This window comes from Streptomyces sp. NPDC016677 (genome assembly GCF_055562815.1).
This window is the reverse complement of sequence record NZ_JBVHEO010000001.1, coordinates 939,129-963,749: the sequence shown is the minus strand read 5'-3', so window position 1 is coordinate 963,749 and position 24,621 is coordinate 939,129. Positions and strand designations below refer to the sequence as shown.

General features: G+C 70.9%; 20 protein-coding genes and 1 riboswitch. Of the genes, 7 read left to right on the top strand and 13 right to left on the bottom strand.

The window, feature by feature from the left end; genetic code table 11:
• Position 1: 1 nt before the first annotated feature.
• Together ACZ3IG_RS04220 and ACZ3IG_RS04215 are read left to right on the top strand one after the other, a co-directional pair.
• Positions 2-1,417: an SLC13 family permease gene (locus ACZ3IG_RS04220; RefSeq protein ID WP_467428799.1), complete on the top strand. Its 1,416-nt coding sequence runs from the start codon at positions 2-4 to the stop codon at positions 1,415-1,417.
• 10 nt (positions 1,418-1,427) lie between these two features.
• Entirely contained in the window at positions 1,428-2,645 is a 1,218-nt protein-coding gene (locus tag ACZ3IG_RS04215) for a glycerate kinase (protein WP_467428796.1), read from the top strand.
• Here ACZ3IG_RS04215 and ACZ3IG_RS04210 read toward each other — a convergent pair.
• From ACZ3IG_RS04210 to ctaE, 6 genes are all read right to left on the bottom strand, one after another.
• Positions 2,576-3,952, bottom strand: a complete 1,377-nt coding sequence (locus ACZ3IG_RS04210; RefSeq protein ID WP_467428795.1) for an aminotransferase class V-fold PLP-dependent enzyme — start codon at positions 3,950-3,952, stop codon at positions 2,576-2,578. The two genes, ACZ3IG_RS04215 and ACZ3IG_RS04210, sit on opposite strands and share 70 nt — an antisense overlap.
• 140 nt (positions 3,953-4,092) lie before the next feature.
• Positions 4,093-4,209, bottom strand: a riboswitch (SAM riboswitch).
• Positions 4,210-4,286: 77 nt separating this feature from the next.
• Positions 4,287-5,351, bottom strand: a complete 1,065-nt coding sequence (gene trpD, locus ACZ3IG_RS04205) for an anthranilate phosphoribosyltransferase (RefSeq protein ID WP_467428793.1) — start codon at positions 5,349-5,351, stop codon at positions 4,287-4,289.
• Positions 5,352-5,501: 150 nt separating this feature from the next.
• Positions 5,502-7,139: a cytochrome bc1 complex cytochrome b subunit gene (gene qcrB / locus ACZ3IG_RS04200; protein ID WP_467428790.1), complete on the bottom strand. Its 1,638-nt coding sequence runs from the start codon at positions 7,137-7,139 to the stop codon at positions 5,502-5,504.
• Positions 7,136-8,188 carry a cytochrome bc1 complex Rieske iron-sulfur subunit gene (gene qcrA, locus ACZ3IG_RS04195; protein ID WP_215165842.1) on the bottom strand — a complete coding sequence of 351 codons (1,053 nt, stop codon included), beginning with the start codon at positions 8,186-8,188 and terminating at the stop codon, positions 7,136-7,138. The genes qcrB and qcrA overlap by 4 nt, the downstream gene beginning before the upstream one ends.
• Entirely contained in the window at positions 8,185-8,994 is an 810-nt protein-coding gene (qcrC, locus tag ACZ3IG_RS04190) for a cytochrome bc1 complex diheme cytochrome c subunit (protein WP_467428788.1), read from the bottom strand. The genes qcrA and qcrC overlap by 4 nt, the downstream gene beginning before the upstream one ends.
• A 67-nt stretch (positions 8,995-9,061) precedes the next feature.
• Entirely contained in the window at positions 9,062-9,682 is a 621-nt protein-coding gene (gene ctaE, locus ACZ3IG_RS04185; protein WP_215165840.1) for an aa3-type cytochrome oxidase subunit III, read from the bottom strand.
• A gap of 192 nt (positions 9,683-9,874) precedes the next feature.
• Between ctaE and ACZ3IG_RS04180 the strand changes: the two genes are divergently transcribed.
• On the top strand, positions 9,875-10,276 hold the full coding sequence (locus ACZ3IG_RS04180) for a response regulator (RefSeq protein WP_215165839.1): 402 nt from the start codon (positions 9,875-9,877) through the stop codon (positions 10,274-10,276).
• 31 nt (positions 10,277-10,307) lie between these two features.
• Here ACZ3IG_RS04180 and ACZ3IG_RS04175 read toward each other — a convergent pair whose 3' ends face one another.
• From ACZ3IG_RS04175 to ctaC, 4 genes are all read right to left on the bottom strand, one after another.
• Positions 10,308-11,582: a L,D-transpeptidase gene (locus tag ACZ3IG_RS04175; protein WP_467428787.1), complete on the bottom strand. Its 1,275-nt coding sequence runs from the start codon at positions 11,580-11,582 to the stop codon at positions 10,308-10,310.
• A 128-nt stretch (positions 11,583-11,710) separates the two neighbouring features.
• Positions 11,711-12,109, bottom strand: a complete 399-nt coding sequence (locus ACZ3IG_RS04170) for a cytochrome c oxidase subunit 4 (protein WP_467428786.1) — start codon at positions 12,107-12,109, stop codon at positions 11,711-11,713.
• On the bottom strand, positions 12,106-13,839 hold the full coding sequence (gene ctaD / locus ACZ3IG_RS04165; protein WP_215165834.1) for an aa3-type cytochrome oxidase subunit I: 1,734 nt from the start codon (positions 13,837-13,839) through the stop codon (positions 12,106-12,108). The genes ACZ3IG_RS04170 and ctaD overlap by 4 nt, the downstream gene beginning before the upstream one ends.
• Positions 13,836-14,795, bottom strand: a complete 960-nt coding sequence (gene ctaC, locus ACZ3IG_RS04160; RefSeq protein ID WP_215165833.1) for an aa3-type cytochrome oxidase subunit II — start codon at positions 14,793-14,795, stop codon at positions 13,836-13,838. The genes ctaD and ctaC overlap by 4 nt, the downstream gene beginning before the upstream one ends.
• Positions 14,796-15,077: 282 nt before the next feature.
• Here ctaC and ACZ3IG_RS04155 point away from each other — a divergent pair, with 282 nt between their 5' ends.
• The gene (locus ACZ3IG_RS04155; RefSeq protein WP_467428784.1) at positions 15,078-16,436 is read left to right on the top strand and encodes an aminotransferase class V-fold PLP-dependent enzyme; all 1,359 of its coding nucleotides are present in this window, start codon (positions 15,078-15,080) and stop codon (positions 16,434-16,436) included.
• 87 nt (positions 16,437-16,523) lie between these two features.
• On the opposite strand, the gene ACZ3IG_RS04150 is transcribed toward ACZ3IG_RS04155, so the two are convergent.
• Positions 16,524-17,498: a carbohydrate kinase family protein gene (locus tag ACZ3IG_RS04150; RefSeq protein ID WP_467428783.1), complete on the bottom strand. Its 975-nt coding sequence runs from the start codon at positions 17,496-17,498 to the stop codon at positions 16,524-16,526.
• A 201-nt stretch (positions 17,499-17,699) separates the two neighbouring features.
• On the opposite strand from ACZ3IG_RS04150, the gene ACZ3IG_RS04145 reads away from it, so the two are divergent.
• A complete protein-coding gene (locus tag ACZ3IG_RS04145) occupies positions 17,700-17,912 on the top strand; it encodes a hypothetical protein (RefSeq protein ID WP_467428780.1) in 213 nt (70 codons plus the stop codon).
• A gap of 95 nt (positions 17,913-18,007) precedes the next feature.
• Positions 18,008-19,402, top strand: a complete 1,395-nt coding sequence (locus tag ACZ3IG_RS04140) for a hypothetical protein (RefSeq protein WP_467428778.1) — start codon at positions 18,008-18,010, stop codon at positions 19,400-19,402.
• A gap of 78 nt (positions 19,403-19,480) precedes the next feature.
• Here the strand turns inward: ACZ3IG_RS04140 and ACZ3IG_RS04135 are convergent, their stop codons facing one another.
• Positions 19,481-19,837, bottom strand: coding sequence for a HesB/IscA family protein (locus ACZ3IG_RS04135; RefSeq protein WP_467428776.1), 357 nt, complete (start codon positions 19,835-19,837; stop codon positions 19,481-19,483).
• A 253-nt stretch (positions 19,838-20,090) separates the two neighbouring features.
• Between ACZ3IG_RS04135 and nadA the strand changes: the two genes are divergently transcribed.
• Positions 20,091-21,275, top strand: coding sequence for a quinolinate synthase NadA (nadA, locus tag ACZ3IG_RS04130; RefSeq protein WP_467428773.1), 1,185 nt, complete (start codon positions 20,091-20,093; stop codon positions 21,273-21,275).
• Between the two features lie 100 nt (positions 21,276-21,375).
• Here the strand turns inward: nadA and ACZ3IG_RS04125 are convergent, their stop codons facing one another.
• A complete protein-coding gene (locus tag ACZ3IG_RS04125; protein WP_467428771.1) occupies positions 21,376-24,495 on the bottom strand; it encodes an efflux RND transporter permease subunit in 3,120 nt (1,039 codons plus the stop codon).
• Positions 24,496-24,621: the final 126 nt, after the last annotated feature.

Here is a 24,621-nt window from a genome sequence, read left to right as displayed (position 1 = left end):
CGTGACCCCGAACCTCCGGCTGACCGCGACGCTGTGCGTGGCGCTGTCCCTGTGCGTCCCGCTGGCGATACCCGGCGTCTTCCCCGCCCTGGGCGGCGACGCCCGCCTCACCCTCGCCGTGTTCGCGCTGGCCGCCTGCGCCTGGATCGGCACCCCGGTCGACGACACGTACATAGCCCTGGGCGCCGGACTCGCCCTGACCGCCACCGGGGTGATCAGCAGCGACACCCTGTTCGGCACCCTCGGCGACCCGACCGTGTGGCTGCTGATCTGCGCTTTCGTCCTGGCGGCGGCGGTGACCCGGACGGGCCTGGCGGGACGGGCGGCGGTGTTCCTGGTCGGCGGGGCGCGCACGGTACGGCAGTTGGTCCACCTGACCACGGCCGCGCTGGTCGTCACGGCGTTCGCGGTGCCGGCGACCTCGGGCCGGGCGGCGCTGGCGCTCCCGGTGTTCCTCGCCCTCGCCAAGACCCTGGCCGACCGGAAACGACTGGTCGTGATGCTGGCGCTGCTGTTCCCGACCGTGATCCTTCTGTCGGCGGTGGCGACCCTGATCGGCGCGGGCGCGCATCTGATCACCGTGTCGGTGCTGTGGGAGACGACCGGGGACCGGATCGGCTTCACCGAGTGGCTGCTGCTGGGCCTGCCGCTGGCGGTGGTCTCCTCCCACCTGGCCGCCGAGACCGTCCTGCTGACGACCACCCGGCGGGCGGACCGCGCGGGCCCGGTGCGGATCACCGCCGAGGAGATCCAGCGGCACACGCAGTCGCCGGTCACCGGGGAGTGGACGCAGGCGGAGCGGCGCTGCGCCCTGCTGCTGGCCACGGTGGTGGCCCTGTGGTGCAGCGAGCCCCTGCACCGGGTGCCGCCCGCCGTCGTCGCCCTGATCGGCGCGGTCGTCGCCGCCTCCCCCGCCCTCGGCACCGTACGTCTGAAGGACGCGCTGCGGACGGTGCCCTGGCCGCTGCTGCTGTTCATGGCGGCGACCATGGCGATGGGCGTGGCGCTGGCCGACTCCGGCGCGGCGAAGTGGCTGGTGTCCGGGCTGCCCTCGAACACCGGGCCGGCCGTCTTCCTCGCCGTCGTGGTCGTGGTGAGCACCGCCGCCCATCTGCTCCTCCAGTCCCGTTCCGCGCGCTCCTCGGTGCTGGTCCCGCTGGTGATCGCGGCGGCCGTCTCGGCGGGCGTCAACCCGGTGGCCGCCGCCCTCGCCTCCACCGCCGCGGCCGGGTTCTGCCACACCCTGCCGGCCTCCGCGAAACCGGTCGCCCTCTTCGCGGACGTCCCCGGCGTCCCCACCTACACCCCGCGCGACCTGCTGCGGCTGTCCGCCGTGCTGGCCCCGCTGAGCGCCGCGCTCGTCCTGTTCTTCGCCGCCGCGGTGTGGCCGCTGCTCGGCGTACCCATGACCCGCTAAGGAGCCCGCCATGCTGAACCGAGTCGTCGTCGCCCCCAGCGGTTTCAAGGAGTCGCTGTCCGCCCAGGCGGCCGCCGACGCCATCGCGGCCGGGGTGCGCCGGGTGCTGCCCCGCGCGGAGATCGACCGGGTGCCCCTGGTGGACGGCGGCGAGGGCACGGCCGTCGCGCTGGCCGCCGCGACCGGCGGACGGCTGGTGGCGCTGGCCGCGACCGGCCCGCTCGGCGAGCGGATCGGCACCCACTTCGCGCTGCTGGGCACGCGCGACACGGCGGTGGTGGAGATGGCCGCGGTCGCCGGTCTCTCCCTGGTCCCGAGCACCCTGCGCGACCCCGGCGCCACCACCACGTACGGCGTCGGCGAGCTGATCCGCGCCGCGCTGGACACCGGGGTGCGCCGGGTCCTGGTCGGCTGCGGCGACTCGGGCACCTCCGACGGGGGCGCGGGCGCCCTCCAGGCCCTCGGCGCCCGCCTGCTGGACGCGGACGGCTTCGAACTGCCGCCCGGCGGCCGGGAGCTGACCCGGCTGGCCCGCGTCGACCCCGCCGGCCTCGACCCCCGCCTGAAGGACACCGAACTCCTCGTCGCCTGCAACCCGTTCAACGTGCTGTGCGGCGAACGCGGCGTGGCCCGCGTCTTCGGCCCGCAGAAGGGCGCGACCCCGGCCCAGGTCGAGCACCTCTCGGCGGGGCTGGAGAACTGGGCCTACGTCCTCACCCGCGACCTCCGCCCGACCGGCCTCGACCTGCGCGCCGGCCCCGGCACCGGTGCCTCCGGCGGCCTGGGCGCGGGCCTGGCGGCGCTCGGCGCGCGGCTGCTGCCCCGCTTCGACGTCCTCCTCGGCCGGCTCGACCTCGACGCCCGCCTGGCCCGCGCCGACCTGGTGCTCACCGCCGAGGGCGCGCTCGACCGCCAGACGCCGCGCGGCAAGATCCCGGCGGAGGTGGCCCGCCGCGCCAAGCTGTACGGACGCCCGGTGCTGGCGCTGGCGGGCACGCTCGGCGAGGGCGCGTACGACGTGCCGGGGGTGGACGCCTGCCACGGCATCCTGCCCGCGCCGATGGCCCTGGCGGAGGCGCTGACCCGGGGCGCGGAACTCCTCACCGACGCGACCGAGCGGGCCCTCAGGATGATCCTGCTGGGCGCCCGGCTACCGGCTCACGCCGCCGTGGACGTACCGGAGGCGGCGGAGGTGTCGGGCACGCAACGGCCGTCCTCGGTGCGGTAGTTCCAGCGGGCGCCGTCCCGCACCAGCTCCTTCACCGCCGTCACGAACCGCTCCACGTGCTCGTCGGGGGTGCCCGCGCCGAAGCTGACCCGCACCGCGTTGAGGGACTTCTCGCCGGGCGCCGCCTCGGGGGCTCCGCACTCGCCCTGGATGCCCGGGTCCCCGCCGAGCAGGGTGCGCACCAGCGGGTGGGCGCAGAACAGGCCGTCGCGCACACCGATGCCGTACTCGGCCGAGAGGGCGGCGGCGAAGTGGGAGCTGTTCCAGCCGTCGACGACGAAGGAGAGCACCCCGACGCGCGGCGCGTCGTCCCCGAACAGCGACAGCACCCGCACCTGCGGCACCTCGGCGAGCCCTGCCCGCACCTTGCCGATCAGGTACTCCTCCCGGGCCACCAGCGCCTCGAACCCGGCCTCGGTGAGCGCCGTGCAGGCGGCGGCGATCGCGTAGGCGCCGATGACGTTGGGCGAGCCGGCCTCGTGCCGGGCGGCGCCCTCGTGCCACTCCACGTCCACTCCCCCGTCCGCGCGCCGGGCGACCTTGCGGCTGGCGCCGCCGCCCGCGAGGTACGGCTCGGCGGCGGCGAGCCAGTCGGCGCGGCCGGCCAGCACGCCCGAGCCGAAGGGGGCGTACAGCTTGTGCCCGGAGAAGGCGACCCAGTCGACGTCCAGGTCGCGCACCCGCACCGGGTGGTGGGGGGCGAGCTGGGCGGCGTCCAGGACGATCCGGGCACCGTGCGCGTGCGCGGCGGCGGCCAGTTCCCGCACCGGCCACAGCTCGCCGGTGACGTTGGAGGCGCCGGTGACACAGACCAGGGCGGGGCCGTGCGGCTCCCGGTCGGCGAGGGCCCGCTCCAGGGTCTCGACGGCCTGCGCGGGGGTGCGGGGGGCGTCGAGGAAGGTGACCTCGGCGTCGCGCCAGGGCAGCAGCGAGGCGTGGTGCTCGGTCTCGAAGACGAAGACCCGGCAGCCGGCGGGCAGCGCGGCGGCCAGCAGGTTCAGGGAGTCGGTGGTGGACCGGGTGAACACCACCTGGTCGTCGTCCCGGCAGCCGAGGAAGTCGTGCACGGTCCGCCGGGCGTTCTCGAACAGGTCGGTGGACAACTGGGAGAGGTACCCGGCGCCCCGGTGCACGCTGCCGTAGTACGGCGCGTAGGCGGCCACGTCGTCCCAGACCCGCTGGAGCGCGGGGGCGCTGGCGGCGTAGTCGAGGGCGGCGTAGGTGACCTCGCCGCCGGTGACGAGCGGCACGGTGACGTCCCGGCCGAGGACGGGCAGCGGGGCGCGGACAGCGGTGGGCACGGACATGACGGACTCCCGTGGATACGACGCGCAAGGCGAAGAAAGAGAAAGAAAGGGGGGTGCGGAGGCGGGGCTCGGCGGCCCTAGCGCATTCGCTGATTCACGGGAGACTCCCTCGGACGACCCAGGACCCCTGGTACGCGAGGGGTCCGCGCTTGCCGTGGACCTTGCTGTCCACGGCCTGGTCTTCACCCGGGGCACCCCGCCACGGACGGAGGGTTGCCGGACAGCCGGCCGGGGCCTCATGACTGTCACTCATGACCTGGTTCGAAAACGTACGTGAGGTGATCGCCGTCCCGCAACCCGTGTCCGGATCACGGGACGGACGTCACAGGTGCCGTCAGGCGTTGCTGGCGGCCACCCAGCGCTCCAGCGCGTGCCGGGCCGCGCCCGAGTCGATCGACTCGGCGGCCCGCGCCATGCCGTCCCGCACGCGGTCGGTCAGCGGCCCCTCGCCGGGCTCCAGGGCCACCAGGGCCGCCGCCGAGTTGAGCAGCACCGCGTCCCGTACGGGGCCCGGCTCGCCGCCCAGCAGCCGGCGGGCCACGTCCGCGTTGTAGGAGGCGTCGGCGCCCCGCAGCGCCTCGACCGGCACGATCTCGATGCCGACGTCGCGCGGGTCGAAGACCTCCTCGGTCACCGTGCCGTCCCGCACGGCCCACACCCGGGAGGTGGCCGTCGTGGTCAGCTCGTCCAGGCCGTCGTCGCCGCGGAAGACCAGCGCGGAGTTGCCGCGCTCGGCGAAGACCCCGGCGATGATCGGCGCCATCCGGGCGTCGGCGACGCCGATGGCCTGGGAGCGGACCTTGGCCGGGTTGGTCAGCGGGCCGAGGAAGTTGAAGACCGTCCGGATACCGAGCTGGCCGCGGGCGGCGGCGACGTGGCGCAGGGCGGGGTGGAACTTCACGGCGAAGCAGAAGGTGATGCCCGCCTCCTCGGCGACCTCGGCCACCCGCTTCGGGGTCAGCTCCAGATTGACGCCGAGCTTCTCCAGGACGTCGGAGGCGCCGGAGGCGGAGGAGGCCGCGCGGCTGCCGTGCTTGACGACCTTGGCGCCCGTGCCGGCGACGACGATCGCCGACATGGTGGAGATGTTGACGGTCTTGGCGCCGTCGCCGCCGGTGCCGACGATGTCGACCGTGTCGCCGGGCACCTGGATCACATGGGCGTGTTCGTACATCGCGCGGACCAGGCCGGTGATCTCGTCCACGGTCTCGCCCTTGGCCCGCAGCGCCACCGCGAACCCGGCGATCTGCGCGTCGGTCGCCTCTCCGCGCATGATCGTGTCCATCGCCCACGCGGTCTCGTCGGCGGACAGGTTCCGTCCGCCCAGCAGTCCGTTCAGCAACGCGGGCCAGGAGCGGCCCGCCGCGGTGTCGCCTCCAGCGGGGGTCACAGCGCTCATCTGCCGCTCCTGTGAGAGTGAGATCGGGAAGAACCTGGTTCGGAACCGGGTTCGGAACCGGGTCCACCCTATCCAGCCCGGAGGCATGACGAAGGGCCCCGTCCGAACACCGGACGGGGCCCTTCGCCGTGGCGTGGCGACGCTCGGGGATCAGTGGTGGCCGTGGCCGCTGGTGATCTCCCGGTACTCCTCGACGGTCGGCTTCGGAATCTGCGACTCCTCGCCGTAGTAGGACTTGCTGAGCTTGGCCCGGAGCTTCTCGGTGCTCTTCGGCTTCCGCTCGACGCCGTTCTTGTCCACGGTCGGACCGATCTCGGCCGGCTTGTACTGCTCGTGCGCGGTGAGCGTGTACATCTGCTCCTGGCTGAGCGGCTCGTGCACCTCGATGAACTCACCGTGCGGCAGGCGCTTGATGATGCCCGACTCGCGGCCGTGCAGCACCTTCTCCTTGTCCCGGCGCTGCAGGCCGAGGCAGATCCGCTTGGTGATCACGAAGGCGATGACCGGGCCGGCGAAGAAGCCGACACGGACGAACCAGGTGACGGCGTTGATCGAGAGATGGAAGTGGGTGGCGAAGATGTCGTTGCCACCACCGATCAGCATGATCATGTACGCCGTGACCCAGGCGACGCCGAAGGCCGTACGGGTCGGGGCGTTGCGCGGGCGGTCCAGGATGTGGTGCTCGCGCTTGTCCCCGGTGATCCAGGACTCGATGAACGGGTACACGGCGATCGCCGCGAGGAAGATGCCGAAGATCACCAGCGGGACGAACACGCCCAGGACGAGCGTGTGACCCCAGAAGTTGATCTCCCAGCCCGGCATGGCGCGGACCAGACCCTCGGCGAAGCCCATGTACCAGTCGGGCTGGGCGCCGGTGGAGACCTGGTCGGCCCGGTACGGGCCGAGCGCCCAGATCGGGTTGACGGACGCGATGCCGGCGATGGCCGCGATCACACCGAAGACCAGGAAGAAGAAGCCTCCGGCCTTGGCCATGTAGACCGGCAGCAGCGGCATGCCGACGACGTTCTTGTTGGTCTTGCCGGGACCCGCGAACTGGGTGTGCTTGTGGTAGAAGACCAGGATCAGGTGGCCCACCATCAGCCCGAGCATGATGCCCGGCAGCAGCAGGATGTGGATCGAGTAGAACCGGGCGACGAAGTCGGTCCCCGGGAACTCCCCGCCGAACAGGAACATCGAGATGTACGTGCCGACGATCGGCACGGACAGGATCGCGCCCTGCGTGAAGCGGACACCGGTGCCGGAGAGCAGGTCGTCCGGGAGCGAGTAACCGGTGAAGCCGGTGAACATGCCGAGGACGAACAGCAGGAAGCCGAACAGCCAGTTGATCTCACGCGGCTTGCGGAACGCGCCGGTGAAGAAGACGCGCATCATGTGCACGAACATGCCGGCGAGGAAGATGATCGCCGCCCAGTGGTGGATCTGCCGGATCAGCAGACCACCGCGCACGTCGAAGCTGATGTCGAGCGTCGACTTGAAGGCCTCGCTCATCAGCTGGCCCTGCAGCGGGACGTAGCTGCCGTGGTACTCCACCTCGTTCATCGACGGGTGGAAGAACAGCGTCAGGTACACACCCGTGAGGATGATGATGATGAAGCTGTACATGCACACTTCGCCGAGCATGAACGACCAGTGGTCGGGGAAGATCTTGCGCATGTTGGCCTTGGCCAGGGAGTAGATCCCGAGCCGGCCGTCGGCCCAGTCGGCGACGCGTTCGCCGGCCGGTGCCTTCCCGCGAGAGCGGGCCGTGGTGCTCTCAGTAGTACTCATCCGCGCTCCCAGAATGCAGGACCGACGGGCTCCTCGAAGTCGCCGAGCGCTTCGAGGTAACCCTCGTCGTTCACGCCGATGCGCAGCTGCGGCAGGGCGTGACCGGCGGGACCGAAGATCACCCGGGCGCCGTCGGAGAGGTCGAAGGTGGACTGGTGGCAGGGGCAGAGCACGTGGTGCGTCTGCTGCTCGTACAGGGAGATCGGGCAACCGACGTGGGTGCAGATCTTCGAGTACGCCACGATGCCCTCGTGCGACCACTCGAGCTCGCGCTTGTCCTTGATGTTGTCCGGCTGGAGCCGGACGATCATCAGGGCCGCCTTGGCGATCTCGTTCTGGAACTCCTCGTCGTGCTCCTCCAGGCCCTCGGGCTTGGCGAAGGTGAGGGAGCCCACCGCGACGTCGGAGGGACGCAGCGGCTCGTTGGTGTTCATGTTGACGAGCAGCTTGCCCTTGTTCCACAGGGTGTGGCGCAGCTTGTCCTCGGGCAGCGGACCCAGGTCGCGCAGCAGCACGACACCGGAGAGCGGCACCAGGGCGACCGCGCCGAACATCGTGTTGCGGATCAGCTTGCGCCGGCCGAAGCCGGACTCCTTGGCGCCCTGCTTGAAGTCGGCGTGCACCTTGGCACGGACCTCGGGGGACGCCTCGATCGGGTGCCGCTCGTCGGCGACCTCCACGTCGGACATCAGGGTGCGGGCCCAGTGGACCGCGCCCGCGCCGATGCAGAACAGCGCCACGCCCAGGGTCAGGCCGAGGGCGAAGTTCAGCGCGTTGATGTGCCCGATCGGGAAGACGTAGATCGACTTCTCGTGGTCGATCGCCACGAACGCGGCGATGAAGGCGACCGTGGCCAGCATCGACAGGGTGAACAGGAAGGCTACGGCGCGCTCGGAGCGCCTCGCGGCCTTCTCGTCGATGTCCTGGACACGGTGCTCGTGGGGCGGCAGCCCCGGGTCGGCGAACGGGTGCTGCTCGTCCGCCACCTCGCCGTGGGCGTGGTCCCGCGCTGCGGGCAGGTTCTCTTCTGGAATGTCTTGGCTACTCATGACTTCTTGGCCTTTGCGGTCCGAGCGGCGACCCACACGGCGACGGCGATGAGGGAGCCGAGCCCGAAGATCCAGCCGAAGAGGCCCTCACTGACCGGCCCGAGGCCGCCCAGCGAAAGACCGCCCGGGTCCACGGTCTCGTCCCCGTTGACCGCGTCCAGGTACGCGATGATGTCCTTCTTGTTCTGCTCCGTCAGCGTGGTGTCGGGGAAGGAAGGCATGTTCTGCGGGCCGGTCTGCATGGCCTCGTAGATGTGCTTCGGGTCGACGTCCTCAAGCGTGGGAGCGAACTTGCCGTTCGTCAGCGCACCGCCCTTGCCGGTGAAGTTGTGGCACTGCGCGCAGTTGGTGCGGAACAGCTCACCGCCCTCGGCGACGTCCGCGCCCTCGGTGCTGTACTTCTCCTCGGAGGGGATGGAGGGACCGGCGCCGAGCGAGGCGATGTAGGCCGCGAGCTGGTCGATCTCGGCCTGCGAGTAGATGTTCTTCTTGCGGGGGACCTGCGCGCCCGGCTGCTGGGCCGGCATGCGGCCGGTCGCCACCTGGAAGTCCACGGCCGCGGCGCCCACGCCGACCAGGCTGGGGCCGTCGGTGGTGCCCTGACCGCCGGTGCCGTGACAGCTGGCACAGCCGACGGCGTAGAGCTTCTTGCCCTCGTCGATGGCGAGGGACTGGGCCGTTTCATCGGCCTGCGCCTTGTCCGCGGGCGCGAACACGGCGTAGAGCCCCCCGGTGCATGCCAGCGCGAGGAGTAGGACGACGATCGCCGCCAACGGGTGGCGTCGTCGTGCGGAGAGCTTTTTCACGGATTACCCCGGTGTCAGGATCTTCTGCGTCGATGCTTCTGGATGTGTGCGCGGGAGCGGTCCGCGCCTACTTGATCATGTAGATCGTGGCGAAGAGGCCGATCCAGACGACATCGACGAAGTGCCAGTAGTAGGACACGACGATGGCGGCGGTCGCCTGCTCGTGGGTGAACCTCCGCGCCGCGTAGGTACGGCCGAGGACCAGCAGGAAGGCGATGAGACCACCCGTCACGTGCAGGCCGTGGAAGCCGGTGGTCAGGTAGAACACCGAGCCGTAGGGGTCGGAGGACAGCGAGAGGCCGTCCTTCTTGACCAGCTCGGTGTACTCGAACACCTGACCGCCGATGAAGATCGCACCCATGATGAAGGTGACGATGAACCACATCCTGAGCTTCTTCACGTCACCGCGCTCGGCGGCGAACACGCCGAGCTGGCAGGTGAGGGAGGAGAGCACCAGGATCGTGGTGTTGGTCGCCGAGAACGGGAAGTTCAGGGCGGACGCCATTTCCTTCCAGTGATCGGGACCCGTCACCGATCGGAGGGTGAAGTACATCGCGAAGAGGGCCGCGAAGAACATCAGCTCGGAACTCAGCCAGATGATGGTTCCGACACTGGTGAGGTTCGGCCGGTTGACCGACGGGTGCGCGTGCCCGGTATCTACTGTCGTTGCTGTCGCCACGACCGACATTATGTCGGTCGCTTATCCCGCCCTCACTCCCGGGGGTGCCGTTCGGAGTGTTCACCCCTTCCGGACTGCCCGTATGGCCCAGCAGAAGGCCGCGGAAAGCCGTGTTTCGCCCGGTGTTGACGGGGTGTGGGAGGGAGTAGCATCCCGCGCAACGGGCTACGGCCCCACGGGCCCCGACCTCTCGGAGGAAGCATGCAGCCGACCGTCACGGTACTGGTCTACAGCGACGACTCCACCACGCGGGAGCAGGTGCGGCTGGCGACCGGCCGCAGGCCCGCGCCGGACGTGCCCGTCGTGGAGTTCCTGGAGTGCGCCACGCCTGCCGCCGTTCTGAAGGAGCTGGACCGGGGCGGGGTCGACGTGTGCGTGCTGGACGGCGAGGCGGTGCCGATGGGGGGGATGGGGGTGTGCCGGCAGATCAAGGACGAGGTGTTCGCCTGTCCGCCGGTGCTGTTGCTCATCGGACGTCCGCAGGACGCGTGGCTCGCCACGTGGAGCCGGGCCGACGCCGCGGTGACCTTGCCGGTCGAGCCGGTGGAGTTCGCCTCGGCGTTGGCGTCGCTTCTGCGGCAGCGGAAGTTGCAGAGCGCCTGAGGGGCCGGGGGGTCCCGCGCCCCTGGGTGTCTCAGGCCGTCGTCGGGCGGAGACGGGCCGTGTCCTCCGGCCGGGTCGCCTTCGGGTTGCCGCCGGTGAGGGCGCTGCCCGTCTGCCACTTCTCCCAGTCGAGGTTCCAGTCGCCGAAGCCGTTGCCGAAGGTCTCCATCGTGTCGCCGTAGGAGTTGACGACCTCGACCAGGTCGCCCTCGCGGACGGTGTCGAAGAACCACTCGGCGTTGCCGGTGCTCATGCCGGTGCAGCCGTGGCTGACGTTGGCCGAGCCCTGGGAGCCGACCGACCAGGGGGCGGCGTGCACGTACTCGCCGCTCCAGGTCACCCGGGTGGCCCAGTGGACGGGCAGGTCGTACGACTCCGAGGAGCCCTCGGCGATGCCGACGGTGGTGCTGCGCATCCGGACGAACGGCTCCTTGCCCAGCACGACCTTGACGCCGTTGCGGGTCTCGAAGCCGGGCTTGCCGGTGGTGACCGGGATCTGCTTGATCTCCTCGCCGTTGCGGAACACCGTCATCGTGTGGGACGCCGCGTCCGTCACCGCGATGACGCGGTCGCCGATGGAGAGCTTCAGCTCCTCGGCCCGGCCGCCCCACATCCGGTCGCCGATCTTGATGCCCTCCAGGCTGGAGCGGGCCCGGACGGTGGCGTGGGCGGGCCAGTAGTCCTTGGGGCGGTAGTGCAGTTCCTTGTCGTCCACCCAGTGCCAGGCGCCCTCCACCGCGGGCGTGGACTCCACCTTGAGGGCCCGTTCGACGGTCTTGCGCTGGGCCGGGTCCTTGACGGGCTCGCTCAGCTCGGCGGTGACCGGCTGGCCGACGCCGTAGGTGCCCGCCTCGGGCCCGAAGGTGATGTCGAGGCGCTTCTTGGCGGCGGGCTTGCCGGTGTCGAAGGTGAGCACCTTGCGGCCGGGTGCGCCGTCCTCGCTCTCGGTGCTGACCCGGACCGTGTAGGAGGCGTTCGCGGCCAGCGGTGAGGTGCTGTGCCAGCGGGCGCCGTCGGCGGAGAGTTCGCCCGCCACGTAGCGGCCCGCCGCGTCCTTGGCCGTGACGTCCGTGATGCGCCCGTCGGAGCCCTCGGCGACGACCTCCAGGGGCTTGTCGGGGTCGGCCTTCTTCCCCGCGCCGACGGGACCGTTGAAGGTGATGGTGCCGGCCGCGTCGTACGGCGCCGCCGCCAGCGGGTTCTCGTCGCCGTCGCAGCCGGTGACGCCCGCGCCGAGCGCCATGACCAGCAGCGTGCAGCCGACGGCGGTGCGCCTGGGCGCCGGGGAGTGAACGAAGTGGCTCATGGCCTCAACGTAGGAAGCCCGCCGCGGGGCGGCGCGGTGGGTAAGCCGGACGGGTGGCGCGCTGCGCCGAAAGAAGGAGCCCGGACCCTCCTGGCGGAGTGTCCGGGCCCTTCGGATGACCGGGTGTGCTACTGGGTGCGGTTCTCACCGCGGTAGTACTCGAAGACCCAGCCGAACAGACCGATGAGGATCAGCGGTGCCGAGAAGTACATCAGCCACCAGCCGATCGCCACGCTGGTGAACGCGAACGCGCCACCGATGGCCAGGGAGAGCGGCTGCCAGCTGTGCGGGCTGAAGAACCCGACCTCGCCGGCGTCGTCCGCGACGTCCGCCTCCTTGTTGTCCTGGGCGCCCGCGTCGACCCGCCTGGCCGTGAAGCCGAGGTAGAAGCCGATCATGATCGAGAGCCCGAAGGCCAGGAAGAGCGCCGTGGTACCGGCCGGCTCCTTCGACCACACGCCATAGACGATCGCCATGACGAGGATGAAGACGCTCAGCCAGATGAACATCTTGCCCTGGATCTTCACTTGCCGGCCTCCTTGCCGCCAGCGAGGGCCTTGTCACCGTGGCCGACGTTCTCCAGCTGGTCGAGCGCGGAGATCTCCGGGTGGTGCAGGTCGAAGGCCGGGGATTCGGAGCGGATGCGCGGCAGCGTGAGGAAGTTGTGCCGCGGCGGCGGGCAGGAGGTCGCCCACTCCAGCGAACGGCCGTAGCCCCACGGGTCGTCCACGTTGACCGGCTTGCCGTACTTGGCCGTCTTCCAGACGTTGTAGAAGAACGGCAGGATCGACATGCCGAGCAGGAACGAGCTGATCGTCGAGATCGTGTTCAGGGCGGTGAAGCCGTCGGCCGCCAGGTAGTCGGCGTACCGGCGCGGCATGCCCTCGGCGCCCAGCCAGTGCTGGACCAGGAAGGTGCCGTGGAAGCCGATGAACAGCGTCCAGAAGGTGATCTTGCCGAGGCGCTCGTCGAGCATCTTGCCGGTCCACTTCGGCCACCAGAAGTGGAAGCCGGCGAACATCGCGAAGACGACGGTGCCGAAGACCACGTAGTGGAAGTGGGCCACCACGAAGTACGAGTCCGAGACGTGGAAGTCCAGCGGCGGGGCCGCGAGGAGGACACCGGTCAGACCACCGAAGAGGAAGGTGATCAGGAAGCCGGTCGACCACAGCATCGGCGTCTCGAAGGACAGGCTGCCCTTCCACATGGTGCCGAGCCAGTTGAAGAACTTCACACCGGTCGGAACCGCGATCAGGAAGGTCATGAAGGAGAAGAACGGGAGCAGTACGCCACCGGTGACGTACATGTGGTGCGCCCACACCGTGACCGACAGACCCGCGATCGCGATGGTCGCGCCGATCAGGCCCATGTAGCCGAAGATCGGCTTGCGGGAGAAGACCGGGATGATCTCACTGACGATGCCGAAGAACGGCAGCGCGATGATGTACACCTCTGGATGCCCGAAGAACCAGAACAAGTGCTGCCACAGCAACGCGCCGCCGTTGGCCGCGTCGAAGACATGGGCACCGAACTTGCGGTCCGCCTCCAGGGCGAACAGGGCCGCGGCCAGCACCGGGAAGGCGAGCAGGACCAGCACACCGGTCAGCAGCACGTTCCAGGTGAAGATCGGCATGCGGAACATCGTCATGCCCGGAGCGCGCATGCAGATGATCGTGGTGATGAAGTTGACCGAGCCGAGGATCGTACCGAAGCCGGAGAAGGCCAGACCCATGATCCACAGGTCACCGCCGACGCCGGGCGAGTGCACCGCGTCGGACAGCGGGGAGTACGCGAACCAGCCGAAGTCGGCCGCGCCCTGCGGGGTGAGGAAGCCGGCCACCGCGATGAGCGAGCCGAAGAGGTACAGCCAGTAGGCGAACATGTTCAGCCGCGGGAACGCCACGTCGGGCGCGCCGATCTGCAGCGGCATGATCCAGTTCGCGAAACCGGAGAACAGCGGCGTCGCGAACATCAGCAGCATGATCGTGCCGTGCATCGTGAACGCCTGGTTGAACTGCTCGTTCGACACGATCTGCAGGCCCGGACGGGCCAGCTCGGCGCGCATGAGCAGCGCCATGACGCCGCCGATGCAGAAGAAGGCGAACGACGTGGCCAGGTACAGCGTGCCGATCGTCTTGTGGTCGGTGGTGGTCAGCCACTTGACGACGACTTCGCCGCGCCGTTGGCGCCGGACCGGCAGCTCGTCCGCGTAGTGGGACCCTGCCGCGGCACCCTGGGGTTCGTTGAGGATGCTCACAGGTTGTTCGTCTCCCGGTTCTTCTCGTGGTCCGTCTGGGCGATGCCCGCGGGCACGTAACCGGTCTGCCCCTTCTTCACGAGGTCCTTCAGGTGCTGCTCGTAGCGCTCCTGGGAGACGACCTTGACGTTGAACAGCATCCGGGAGTGGTCGACGCCGCACAGCTCGGCGCACTTGCCCAGGAAGGTGCCCTCCTTGTTGGGGGTCACCTCGAAGGCGTTGGTGTGGCCGGGGATGACGTCCTGCTTCATCAGGAACGGCACCACCCAGAAGGAGTGGATGACGTCACGGGAGGTCAGGACGAAGCGGACGCGCTGGCCCTCGGGCAGCCACAGGGTGGGCCCGGGGTTGTTCGTCTGCTCGTTGCGGGTGCCCGGGGTACCGCAGTCGTAGACGCCGCCCGCGTTGTCGGGGAAGGCCTCCTTGTAGCGGTCCGGGATCGGGTCCAGTTCCGTGGCCGTCTTGGCGTCACCGGTGGAACCGTCGACGTTCTCGACGTAGTTGAAGCACCAGCTCCACTGGAAGCCGACCACGTTGACCGTGACGGCCGGCTTCTTGTCGAGCTTGAGCAGTTCGGACTCGTCGCGGGCGGTGAAGTAGAAGAGCACCGAGACGATGACGAGCGGAACCACGGTGTACAGCGCCTCGATGGGCATGTTGTACCGGGTCTGCGGAGGTACCTCGACCTTGGTGCGGCTGCGCCGGTGGAAGAAAGCACTCCACAGGATCAGGCCCCACACCAGCACGCCGACGGCGAGCGCGGCAGCCCAGGAACCCTGCCAGAGGGAGAGGATCCGCGGAGCCTCTTCCGTGGTGGGGGTGGGCATACCAAGGCGGGGGAAGTCCTCCCATGTGCAACCGGTGGCGGTCGCCAGGACCAGGCCCGCGGTCAGTGCCTGCAGCAGCTTCCGCCGCATCGGGCGCCGCGGCGAGCGGTCGGAGCCGTTGGGACTCACGTAGCGCCTTCCCGAGAGTCTCGCCCGCGCGGTCGGCTGCGGCCTTCTCGCTGGTCGGTCGCCGCCCTGCGTCGGGCAGGGGTTTGGATGTTTATGCGGACCAAACCCTAGCCGACGCTCTCCGAGGGTTCGCGGGGAGGGGTGCCTAGTGGGGAGGGTGGTTCGCTGGTTTGGCGGGTGCGGGTGCGTGGGGGCTGGTCGCGCCCCGCGGCGCAGCCGCACATCGATACTGCCCGCGCCCCTTTCCGGCGTTTGAGTGAGCGGGCGTTTAGCGTTTGCCGTATGGGCTACTTCGATGCTGCTTCCGGTGCTCCTCTCCATCCCGTCGCCCGGCAGGCGTTGTTGGCCGCGCTGGACGAGGGGTGGGCCGATCCTTCGCGGTTGTACAGGGAGGGGCGGCGGGCGCGGATGCTGCTGGACGCGGCGCGGGAGGCGGCGGCGGAGGCGGTGGGGTGCCGGGCGGACGAGCTGGTGTTCACCTCGTCGGGGACCCGGGCGGTGCGTACGGGTGTGACGGGGGCTCTGGCCGGGCGGCGGCGGGTCGGGCGTCACCTGGTCGTGTCAGCTGTCGAACACTCGTCGGTCCTGCATGCGGGTGAGGCGCATGAGGCGGAGGGCGGGACGGTCACCCAGGTCGCCGTGGACCGTACGGGCGCGGTCGGGGCGGAGGCGTACGGCGCCGCCCTGCGGGACGACACCGCGCTGGCCTGCCTCCAGTCGGCCAACCACGAGGTCGGCACCGAACAGCCGGTGGCCGAGGTGGCGGAGGTGTGCCGGGCGGCCGGGGTGCCGCTGCTGGTGGACGCGGCCCAGTCGCTGGGGTGGGGGCCGGTGGCGGGCGGCTGGTCGCTGCTGACGGGGAGCGCGCACAAGTGGGGCGGACCCTCGGGGGTGGGGCTGCTGGTGGTGCGCAAGGGGGTGCGGTTCGCGCCGGTGGAGCCGGCCGAGACCGAGAACCTCCCGGCGATCGTGGCGGCGGCCGCGTCGCTGCGGGCGGTGCGCGCGGAGGCGGCTCAGGAGGCGGCGCGGCTGCGGGAGCTGACGGACCGGGTCCGGGCACGGGTGCCTCAGCTGGTGCCGGACGCGGAGGTGGTGGGCGATCCGGAGCGCCGGCTGCCCGGGATCGTCACCTTCTCGTGTCTCTATGTCGACGGGGAGACCTTGCTCCACGAGCTGGACCGCGCGGGCTTCTCGGTCTCCTCCGGGTCGTCCTGCACGAGCAGCACGCTGACGCCGAGTCATGTGCTGCGGGCGATGGGCGTGCTCAGTGAGGGGAATGTGCGGGTTTCGCTGCCGCTCGGGGCGGAGGGCGCGGAGGTCGAGCGGTTCCTGGAGGTGCTGCCGGGGGTGGTGGCCGGGGTGCGGGAGAAGCTGGGGGCGCCCTCCCCCTCCCCCGCCGCCGTGGCCGAGGGGGACGACGCCCTGGTGGTGGACGCGCTCGGCAAGCTCTGCCCGGTCCCGGTCATCGAGCTGGCCAAGGTGATCGGCGACGTCCCGGTCGGCGGCACGGTCCGCGTCCTCGCCGACGACGAGGCGGCCCGCCTGGACATCCCGGCGTGGTGCGAGATGCGGGGACAGGAGTACGCGGGGGAGGAGCCGGCGGAGCAGGGGACGGCTTACGTGATCCGCCGGACCAGGTGAGAAACCTGGAGGGGCGCCGGGCCGTGTCGGTATGCGGCTACCGCCGCGTGAGCGCGCCCGGCCCCCACGCGCCCGCGCCCGGCGGACTCAGCCCAGATGCCCCCGGACCTCCGCCGCCGCCTCATCCCCGTACGCCTTCGTGAACCGCTCCATGAAGTGCCCGCGCCTCAGCTGGTACTCCTGCGTCCCCACCGTCTCGATGACCAGCGTCGCCAGCATGCAGCCGACCTGGGCGGCGCGCTCCAGGCCGACACCCCAGGCCAGGCCGGAGAGGAACCCGGCGCGGAAGGCGTCGCCGACGCCCGTGGGGTCGGCCTTGCGCTCCTCGTCCGGGACACCGACCTCGATGACCGGCGCGCCGGCCCGCTCGATGCGTACGCCCCGCGCGCCGAGGGTGGTGACGCGGTGGCCGACCCGGCCGAGGATCTCCTCGTCGCTCCAGCCGGTCTTGGTCTCGATGAGCCCCTTCTCGTACTCGTTGGAGAAGAGGTACGTCGCCCCGTCCAGCAGAATGCGGATCTCGTCGCCCTCCATGCGGGCGATCTGCTGGGAGAAGTCGGCGGCGAACGGGATGTTCCGCGTCCGGCACTCCTCCGTGTGGCGGAGCATCGCCTCCGGGTCGTCGGCGCCGATGGAGACCAGGTCGAGGCCGCCCACGCGGTCGGCGACGGTCTTCAGCTCGATGAGGCGGGCCTCGCTCATCGCGCCCGTGTAGAAGGAGCCGATCTGGTTGTGGTCGGCGTCGGTGGTGCACACGAAGCGGGCGGTGTGCAGGGTCTCGGAGATGCGGACCGAGTCGGTGTCGACGCCGTGCCGGTCCAGCCAGGCGCGGTACTCGTCGAAGTCCGGGCCCGCCGCGCCGACCAGGATCGGACGGGTGCCGAGCTGGCCCATGCCGAAGGCGATGTTGGCCCCGACACCGCCCCGGCGGACGTCGAGCTTGTCGACCAGGAAGGAGAGCGAGACCGTGTGCAACTGGTCCGCGACGAGCTGGTCGGCGAAGCGGCCGGGGAAGGTCATGAGGTGGTCGGTGGCGATGGAGCCGGTGACTGCGATGCGCACGGCGTGAACTCTCTCCTGGAGGGAGGTGGGTTGGCAGTTCACGCTACCCGGTCGGCGCGGGCCGTCGAAGCGGGCCTCGGAGGCGACTCGACAGCGGCTCGGGGGCGGGCTTCGGGGCGGGCCCGGGCCGGCTCCGGAACGGGAGGAAATACCCGATAGTAGGGCTTTCTTCGCGGGCTGATCCGTGCCTACGGTGCCCTCATGACGAACACCGAGATCCGCCCCCGCGTCCGCCCGGCCGAGCCCGACGGGGATCTGGCGTCGCTGCGCGGCGACTGCGCCCGGATGGCGCCGCACTGGCCGTCCGCCGAGCGGGCCCGCGTCCGGCCGGTGCCGCCGTCGCTGATCCACGGGGTGACCGTGCCGCCGGCCTCGGCCCGGCTGCTGGAGGCGATGGAGGAGTACGGCGACTGAGGCCGTCCGGGTGACCGCGGCACCCGGTCCGGGAACCGGATGTTCCCGCGCCGCGTCCCATCGTCGTCCCCCGTGACCGGCGAAGGAGCGATGCGGTGAACACCGAACGACCCGACCAGGACGGCACCGGGGGCGAAGGCACGCGGGCCGGCCGGCGGCGGTCCCGGGGACTGCTGACCGCCTCGGTCGCGGCGGCCGTGCTGCTGGCCGGAGGCGGCGGAGCGTATCTGGCGGCGACCGCGTCCGGGGGTGCCGGTGGCGGCGGTACGTCGACCGGGGCGTCGGACGCCGGCACTCCCCCGCCGCTGGCCCTCGACTCCCCCGCCACCGACGGCGGCGCCACCGCCTACCGGGCGGGCGGCCGGCTGCCGGACGGTCCGGACTCGGCGCCGGTGTACCGGGCGACGGGCCAGGTCACCGAGGCGGAGGTGGCCCGGCTGGCCGAGGCGCTCGACCTGACGGGGAAGCCGGTGGTCCGCGGGGCGTCCTGGACGGTCGGGTCGGTCGAGGACGGGTCGGGTCCCCTCCTGCGGGTGGAGCGGACGGCGCCGGGGAACTGGACGTTCCAGCGGTCCGCGGCGGCCCGCGACGACTGCGGGCCGAAGGACAAGGTCTGCGTGACCGCCCCGACGGGCGCCGGCCCGGTGGGCGAGGCGACGGCGAAGAAGGCGGCGGCGCCGGTGCTGGCGGCGGTGGGCCAGGGCGGGGCCGGGCTGGACGCCGGGCAGGTCATGGGGGCGCGGCGGGTGGTGAACGCCGACCCGGTGGTGGGCGGACTGCCGACCGAGGGCTGGACGACCGGGGTGATCGTCGGCGCGGACGGCACGGTGGCCGGGGGCAGCGGGCGGCTGAAGGCGCCGGTGAAGGAGGACACGTACCCCGTCCTGGACGCGGAGCGGACCCTCGCCCTGATGAGGAAGGCGCCGGCCGCGAAGGGCGACTGCGCCAGTGCCGTACCGCTGGAGGGCGGGGCGGGGACCTGCGGGACGGAGCCGGGGCGGGCGACGGCCACCGTCGAGCGGGCGGTGTTCGGGCTGGCGGCGCAGCCGGTGCGGGGGCGGGCGGCGCTGGTGCCGTCCTGGCTGTTCGAGGTGCGCGAGCCGGGGGCGGCGGACACCGTCACGGTGACGCGTGCGGCCGTGGACCCGGAGTACCTGACGCCGGCGCGCCCGTCGCCGCGGCCGTCCGCCGAGCGGGACGTGGAGGTGACCGGGTACACCGCCGAGGGCACCGACCTGACGCTGCGGTTCACGGGCGGGGTGTGCGCGACGTACGACGCGGCGGCGGACGAGGACTCCGGGCGGGTGCGGGTCGAGGTCACCGAGCACTCCGACCCGGACCGGGTCTGCGTCCTGATCGCCAAGGAGTACGAGCTGACCGTGCGGCTGGACGAGCCGCTCGGCGGCCGGGCGGTGGTCGGGTCGGACGGCGAGCGGATCCCGCTCGCCAAGGAGGGCGCGCGGCTGCCGGCGCCGACCGGGGGCGGGTGACGCACGAGGACCGGTGACGCACGAGGGCGGCGCCCCGGGAACTCCCGGGGCGCCGCCCTCGTCACGGTCGGGTGCGGCTCAGCTGAAGGAGTCGCCGCAGGCGCAGGAACCCGTGGCGTTCGGGTTGTCGATCGTGAAGCCCTGCTTCTCGATCGTGTCGACGAAGTCGACGGTGGCGCCGCCCAGGTACGGGGCGCTCATCCGGTCGGTGACGACCTTCACGCCACCGAAGTCCTTGACGACGTCGCCGTCGAGGGAGCGCTCGTCGAAGAAGAGCTGGTAGCGCAGGCCGGAGCAGCCGCCGGGCTGGACGGCGACACGCAGCGACAGGTCGTCACGGCCTTCCTGGTCGAGCAGGGCCTTGACCTTGGCCGCGGCGGAGTCGGTCAGGATGATGCCGTCGGTGACGGTGGTGGTCTCGTCCGATACGGACATCTACATCTCTCCCGGGTTGTACGGAGACTGCTTGCCGACGGTTGCAACCGTCGGGGCCCCGGATTCATTCCGGGCCGGACCCGAGCGATTTCCCCTCGGTTCGTCTCTTCATGCTCGCACACGGGCCCGGGGACGGTCAGGGGCGCGGGCGCCGGGATTCACGTCACACCGACACAATGGGCATCGTCAAACTGACGTGAAGCAGATATGATAGATAGCGTCATTTCGACGAAAAGTAGAAAGGGTGCGTGCCGTGACCACCGCCCAAGCCCAGGAGCTCGACGTTCAGCCGACTCCGCTCGCCCTGCTGCTCCTCGGCCGCGAGGCCGACCCGAGGAGCGAGCGCGGTGTGGAGTGCCCGGGTGATCTGCCCTCGCCCTCCGACCCGGACCTGGTCGCCCGCGCCCGCGCGGCCAAGGAGAAGCTCGGGGACAAGGTCTTCGTGCTCGGCCACCACTACCAGCGCGACGAGGTCATCCAGTTCGCCGATGTCACGGGTGACTCGTTCAAGCTGGCCCGGGACGCCGCCGCGCGCCCCGAGGCCGAGTACATCGTCTTCTGCGGCGTGCACTTCATGGCGGAGTCGGCGGACATCCTGACCTCCGACGACCAGAAGGTCGTACTGCCCGACCTCGCCGCCGGGTGCTCGATGGCCGACATGGCCACCGCCGAGCAGGTCGCCGAGTGCTGGGACGTGCTGACCGAGGCGGGGATCGCCGACCGGGTCGTGCCCGTCTCGTACATGAACTCCTCCGCCGACATCAAGGCGTTCACCGGCAGGCACGGCGGGACGATCTGTACGTCGTCCAACGCCGAGCGGGCGCTGAACTGGGCGTTCGAGCAGGGCGAGAAGGTTCTCTTCCTGCCCGACCAGCACCTCGGCCGCAACACCGCCGTCCGTGACCTCGGCATGTCCCTGGAGGACTGCGTCGTCTACAACCCGCACAAGCCGAACGGCGGACTGACCGCCGAGCAGCTGCGGGACGCGAAGATGATCCTGTGGCGCGGGCACTGCTCGGTGCACGGCCGCTTCAGCCTGGAGTCGGTGGAGGACGTGCGCGCCCGCATACCCGGCGTCAACGTGCTCGTGCACCCCGAGTGCCGGCACGAGGTCGTCGCGGCGGCGGACTACGTCGGCTCGACCGAGTACATCATCAAGGCACTGGAGGCGGCTCCGGCCGGGTCCAAGTGGGCCATCGGCACCGAGCTGAACCTCGTACGGCGGCTGGCGAACCGTTTCGCCCCGGAGGGGAAGGAGATCGTCTTCCTCGACCGGACGGTCTGCTTCTGCTCGACCATGAACCGGATCGACCTGCCGCACCTGGTGTGGGCGCTGGAATTCCTCGCCGAGGGCACGCTGGTCAATCGCATCGAGGTGGACGCGGAGACGGAGGCGTTCGCCAAGCTGGCGCTGGAGCGGATGCTGGCGCTGCCGTAACGGTTCCTTTCCCGCCCACCCGCCCATGCGGGGTGGTGCAACGGCCAGGGGCCGCGTCCGATCCCGAAGGTGATCGGACGCGGCCCCTGCCGTCCCACGGTCAGACCTTCGCCGGCTCCGGCTCGTCGGCGGCTGTCGCGCGCGGCGGTACGTCGCCGCCCCGCTTGGCCGCCTTCTTCTGCGCGCGCCGCTCCTTGCGCAGCTCCAGCATCGCGTAGAGCGTCGGCACCAGGAGCAGGGTCAGCAGGGTCGAGGTGACCAGGCCGCCGATCACCACCACCGCCAGCGGCTGGGCGATGAAGCCGCCCTCGCCGGTGACGCCCAGGGCCATCGGGAGCAGGGCGAAGATGGTCGCCAGGGCCGTCATCAGGATGGGCCGCAGACGGTGGCGGCCACCCTCGACGACCGCTTCGACCACTCCGTAGCCCTGCTTGCGGTACTGGTTGATCAGGTCGATCAGCACGATCGCGTTGGTGACCACGATGCCGATCAGCATCAGCATGCCGATCATCGCCGGGACGCCCATCGGGGTGCCGGTGGCGATCAGCAGGCCGAGCGCGCCGGTCGCCGCGAACGGGATGGAGACCAGCAGGATCAGCGGCTGGGCCAGCGACCGGAACGTGCCCACCAGCAGCATGAAGACGATCGCGATGGCCGCGAGCATCGCCAGGCCCAGGTTGACGAACGCCTCGTCCTGGTCGGCGGAGACGCCGCCGATCTCGGCGGTGACCCCGGCCGGCAGCTTCAGGTCGTTGATCTTGGCGGTGAGGTCGGTGCTGACCGCGCCGGTGTTGTCACCGGTCGGCCGGGCGGTGACGGTCGCGGCGCGCTGGCCGTCGATCCGGGTCATGGAGACCGGCCCGTCGACCAGCTTCACGGTGGCGATGTCGCCGAGCTTGACCGGGCCGAGCGGCAGCGCCTTCAGTTCGGCGAGGGTGTCGGCGGGCTTCGCCGAGGTGATGACGACGTCCCGCTCGGTGTCGTCCAGGACGGCCTTGGCCGCGGTGGTGCCGCGGACCGCCTGGGTGACGGCCGCGCCGAGGGTCTGGTCGGTGAAACCGGCCGCGGCGGCACGGTCGTTCGCCGTGACCGAGATGCGCGGCACGCTCTGCGACAGGTCGCTGGTGACGTCGGTGACGTCGTCGAGGGAGGCGACCGCCTCGCGGACCTCCTCGGCCGCCTCGCGCAGCGCGTCGGCGTCGGAGGACTTGACGACGACGCTCAGGTCCTGGCTGCCGAAGCCGTCACCGGCGGCGATGGTGGTGGTGCCGATGCCGTCGAGCTTCGCGAGCCCGGCCTCCAGGCTGTCCTGGACGTCGTCGGCGGAGGCCGAGTCCTCCAGCATGATCTGGTACGACGCCTGGTTGGTGTCCGTACCGCCGCCGAAGGCCGCCATGAAGCCGGACGAACCGATGGTCACCTGGAAGTCCTTGACGCCCTCGGTGCCCTCGATGAGCTTCTCGACCTTCTTGGCCTCGGCGTCGGTCGCCGCCAGGCTGGTGCCGGGCTTCAGCTCCTGCTTGACGCTGAGGACCTGCTGCTCGCCCTGGTCGAAGAAGTTGGTCTTGAGCAGCGGGGCCATGGCGAAGGTGCCGATCAGCACGACGACCGCGATGGCCACACTGGTGAGGCGGCGCCGGGTGGCGAACCGCAGGACGGGGACGTAGAGGCGCTGGAGGCGGGACCTGGCTTCCTTCTCCTCCGCGAGGCGGCGGGCCTCGTCGGCGTCCTCGGGGGTGCCCTTGGGGGCGCGCAGGAACCAGTAGGACAGGACCGGCACCACGGTCAGCGACACCAGCAGGGACGCGAGGAGCGCCGCGGTGACGGTGATGCTGAAGGAGCCGAACAGCTCGCCGACCATGCCGCCGACCAGGCCGATCGGCAGGAAGACGGCGACCGTGGTGAGGGTGGAGGAGGTGACCGCGCCGGCCACCTCGCGCACGGCCTTGAGGATGGCCTCCTGGCGTTCCTCGCCGTAGCCGAGGTGGCGCTTGATGTTCTCCAGGACCACGATCGAGTCATCGACGACCCGGCCGATGGCGATGGTCAGCGCGCCCAGGGTGAGCATGTTCAGGGAGAGGTCGCGGGTCCACAGGACGATCAGCGCCAGCACCACGGACAGCGGGATGGAGACCGCGGTGACCAGGGTGGAGCGGACCGAGGCCAGGAAGACCAGGATGACGATGACCGCGAAGAGCAGACCGAGGGCGCCCTCGGTGGTCAGGCCCTCGATGGCCTTGGAGACCGCCGGGCCCTGGTCGCTGACGACGGTCAGTTCCGCGTCGGAGCCGAGCTGTTCGCGCAGCTCGGGCAGCTTGTCCTCGACCGCGTTCGAGATGGCGACCGCGCTGCCGTCGCGGTCCATGGTGACGGCGACGGCGAGGCTGGGCCTGCCGTTGGTGCGGGTGAGGGAGTCGGCCGGGGCCTCCCGCTCCTCGACCTTCGCGAGGTCGCCGAGACGCACCGGCTTCTTCACGCCCTCGCCGGTGACCATCAGGTCCTGTATCTGCTCCAGCGAGGTGAAACCGCCGCCGACCTGGACGGTGCGGTTGGCGCCGTCCTCGTCGAAGGAGCCCGAGGGGACGGTGGCGCCGCCGGCCTGGAGGGAGGTGACCAGGGTCTGCGGGGTCACCCCGGCGCTGGCGAGCTTCGCGTCGTCGGGCGTGACCGCGACCTGCACGTCCCGGACGCCGTCGACGGTGACCTGGCCGACGCCGTCGATGTCCTCCAGGGCGGGCACGACCGTCTTGTCGAGCTGGTCGGCCAGGGCCTGCTGGTCCTTCTCGGAGGCGACGGACAGCACCACGGCCGGCAGGTCGTCGGTGGAGCCGGCCACGACCTGCGGGTCCACGTCGTCCGGCAGCGTGGCGCGGGCCCGGTTGACGGCCTGCTGGACGTCGGCGACGAGCTGCTGGGTGTCGGGGCCGTACTCGAAGGACGCCATGATGACGGCGCTGCCCTCGCTGGCGGTGGAGGTGACGCCCGAGATGCCGTCGACCGCTTCGAGGTTGTTCTCGATCGGCTCGACGACCTGGTTCTCGACCACGTCCGGCGAGGCACCCTGATACGGCGCCACCACGGACACCATGGGCAGTTCGATGGTGGGCAGCAACTGCTGCTTGAGCTGGGGGATCGCGATCGCCCCGAAGACGAGCGCGATGATCGACATCAGCCCTATCAGGGCCCGTTGCGCGAGGCTGAATCTCGACAGCCAGGACATGGGTCAGGGTCTCTCTTCTGTGGCCTGAGCGGAGGACGGGCACAAGTGAGCGCCCACTCCACCACTCTGAGCCACGGAGGAGCCCCGTTCCCCCGACCACAGACCCATTTCCGCACGGCCGCCTAC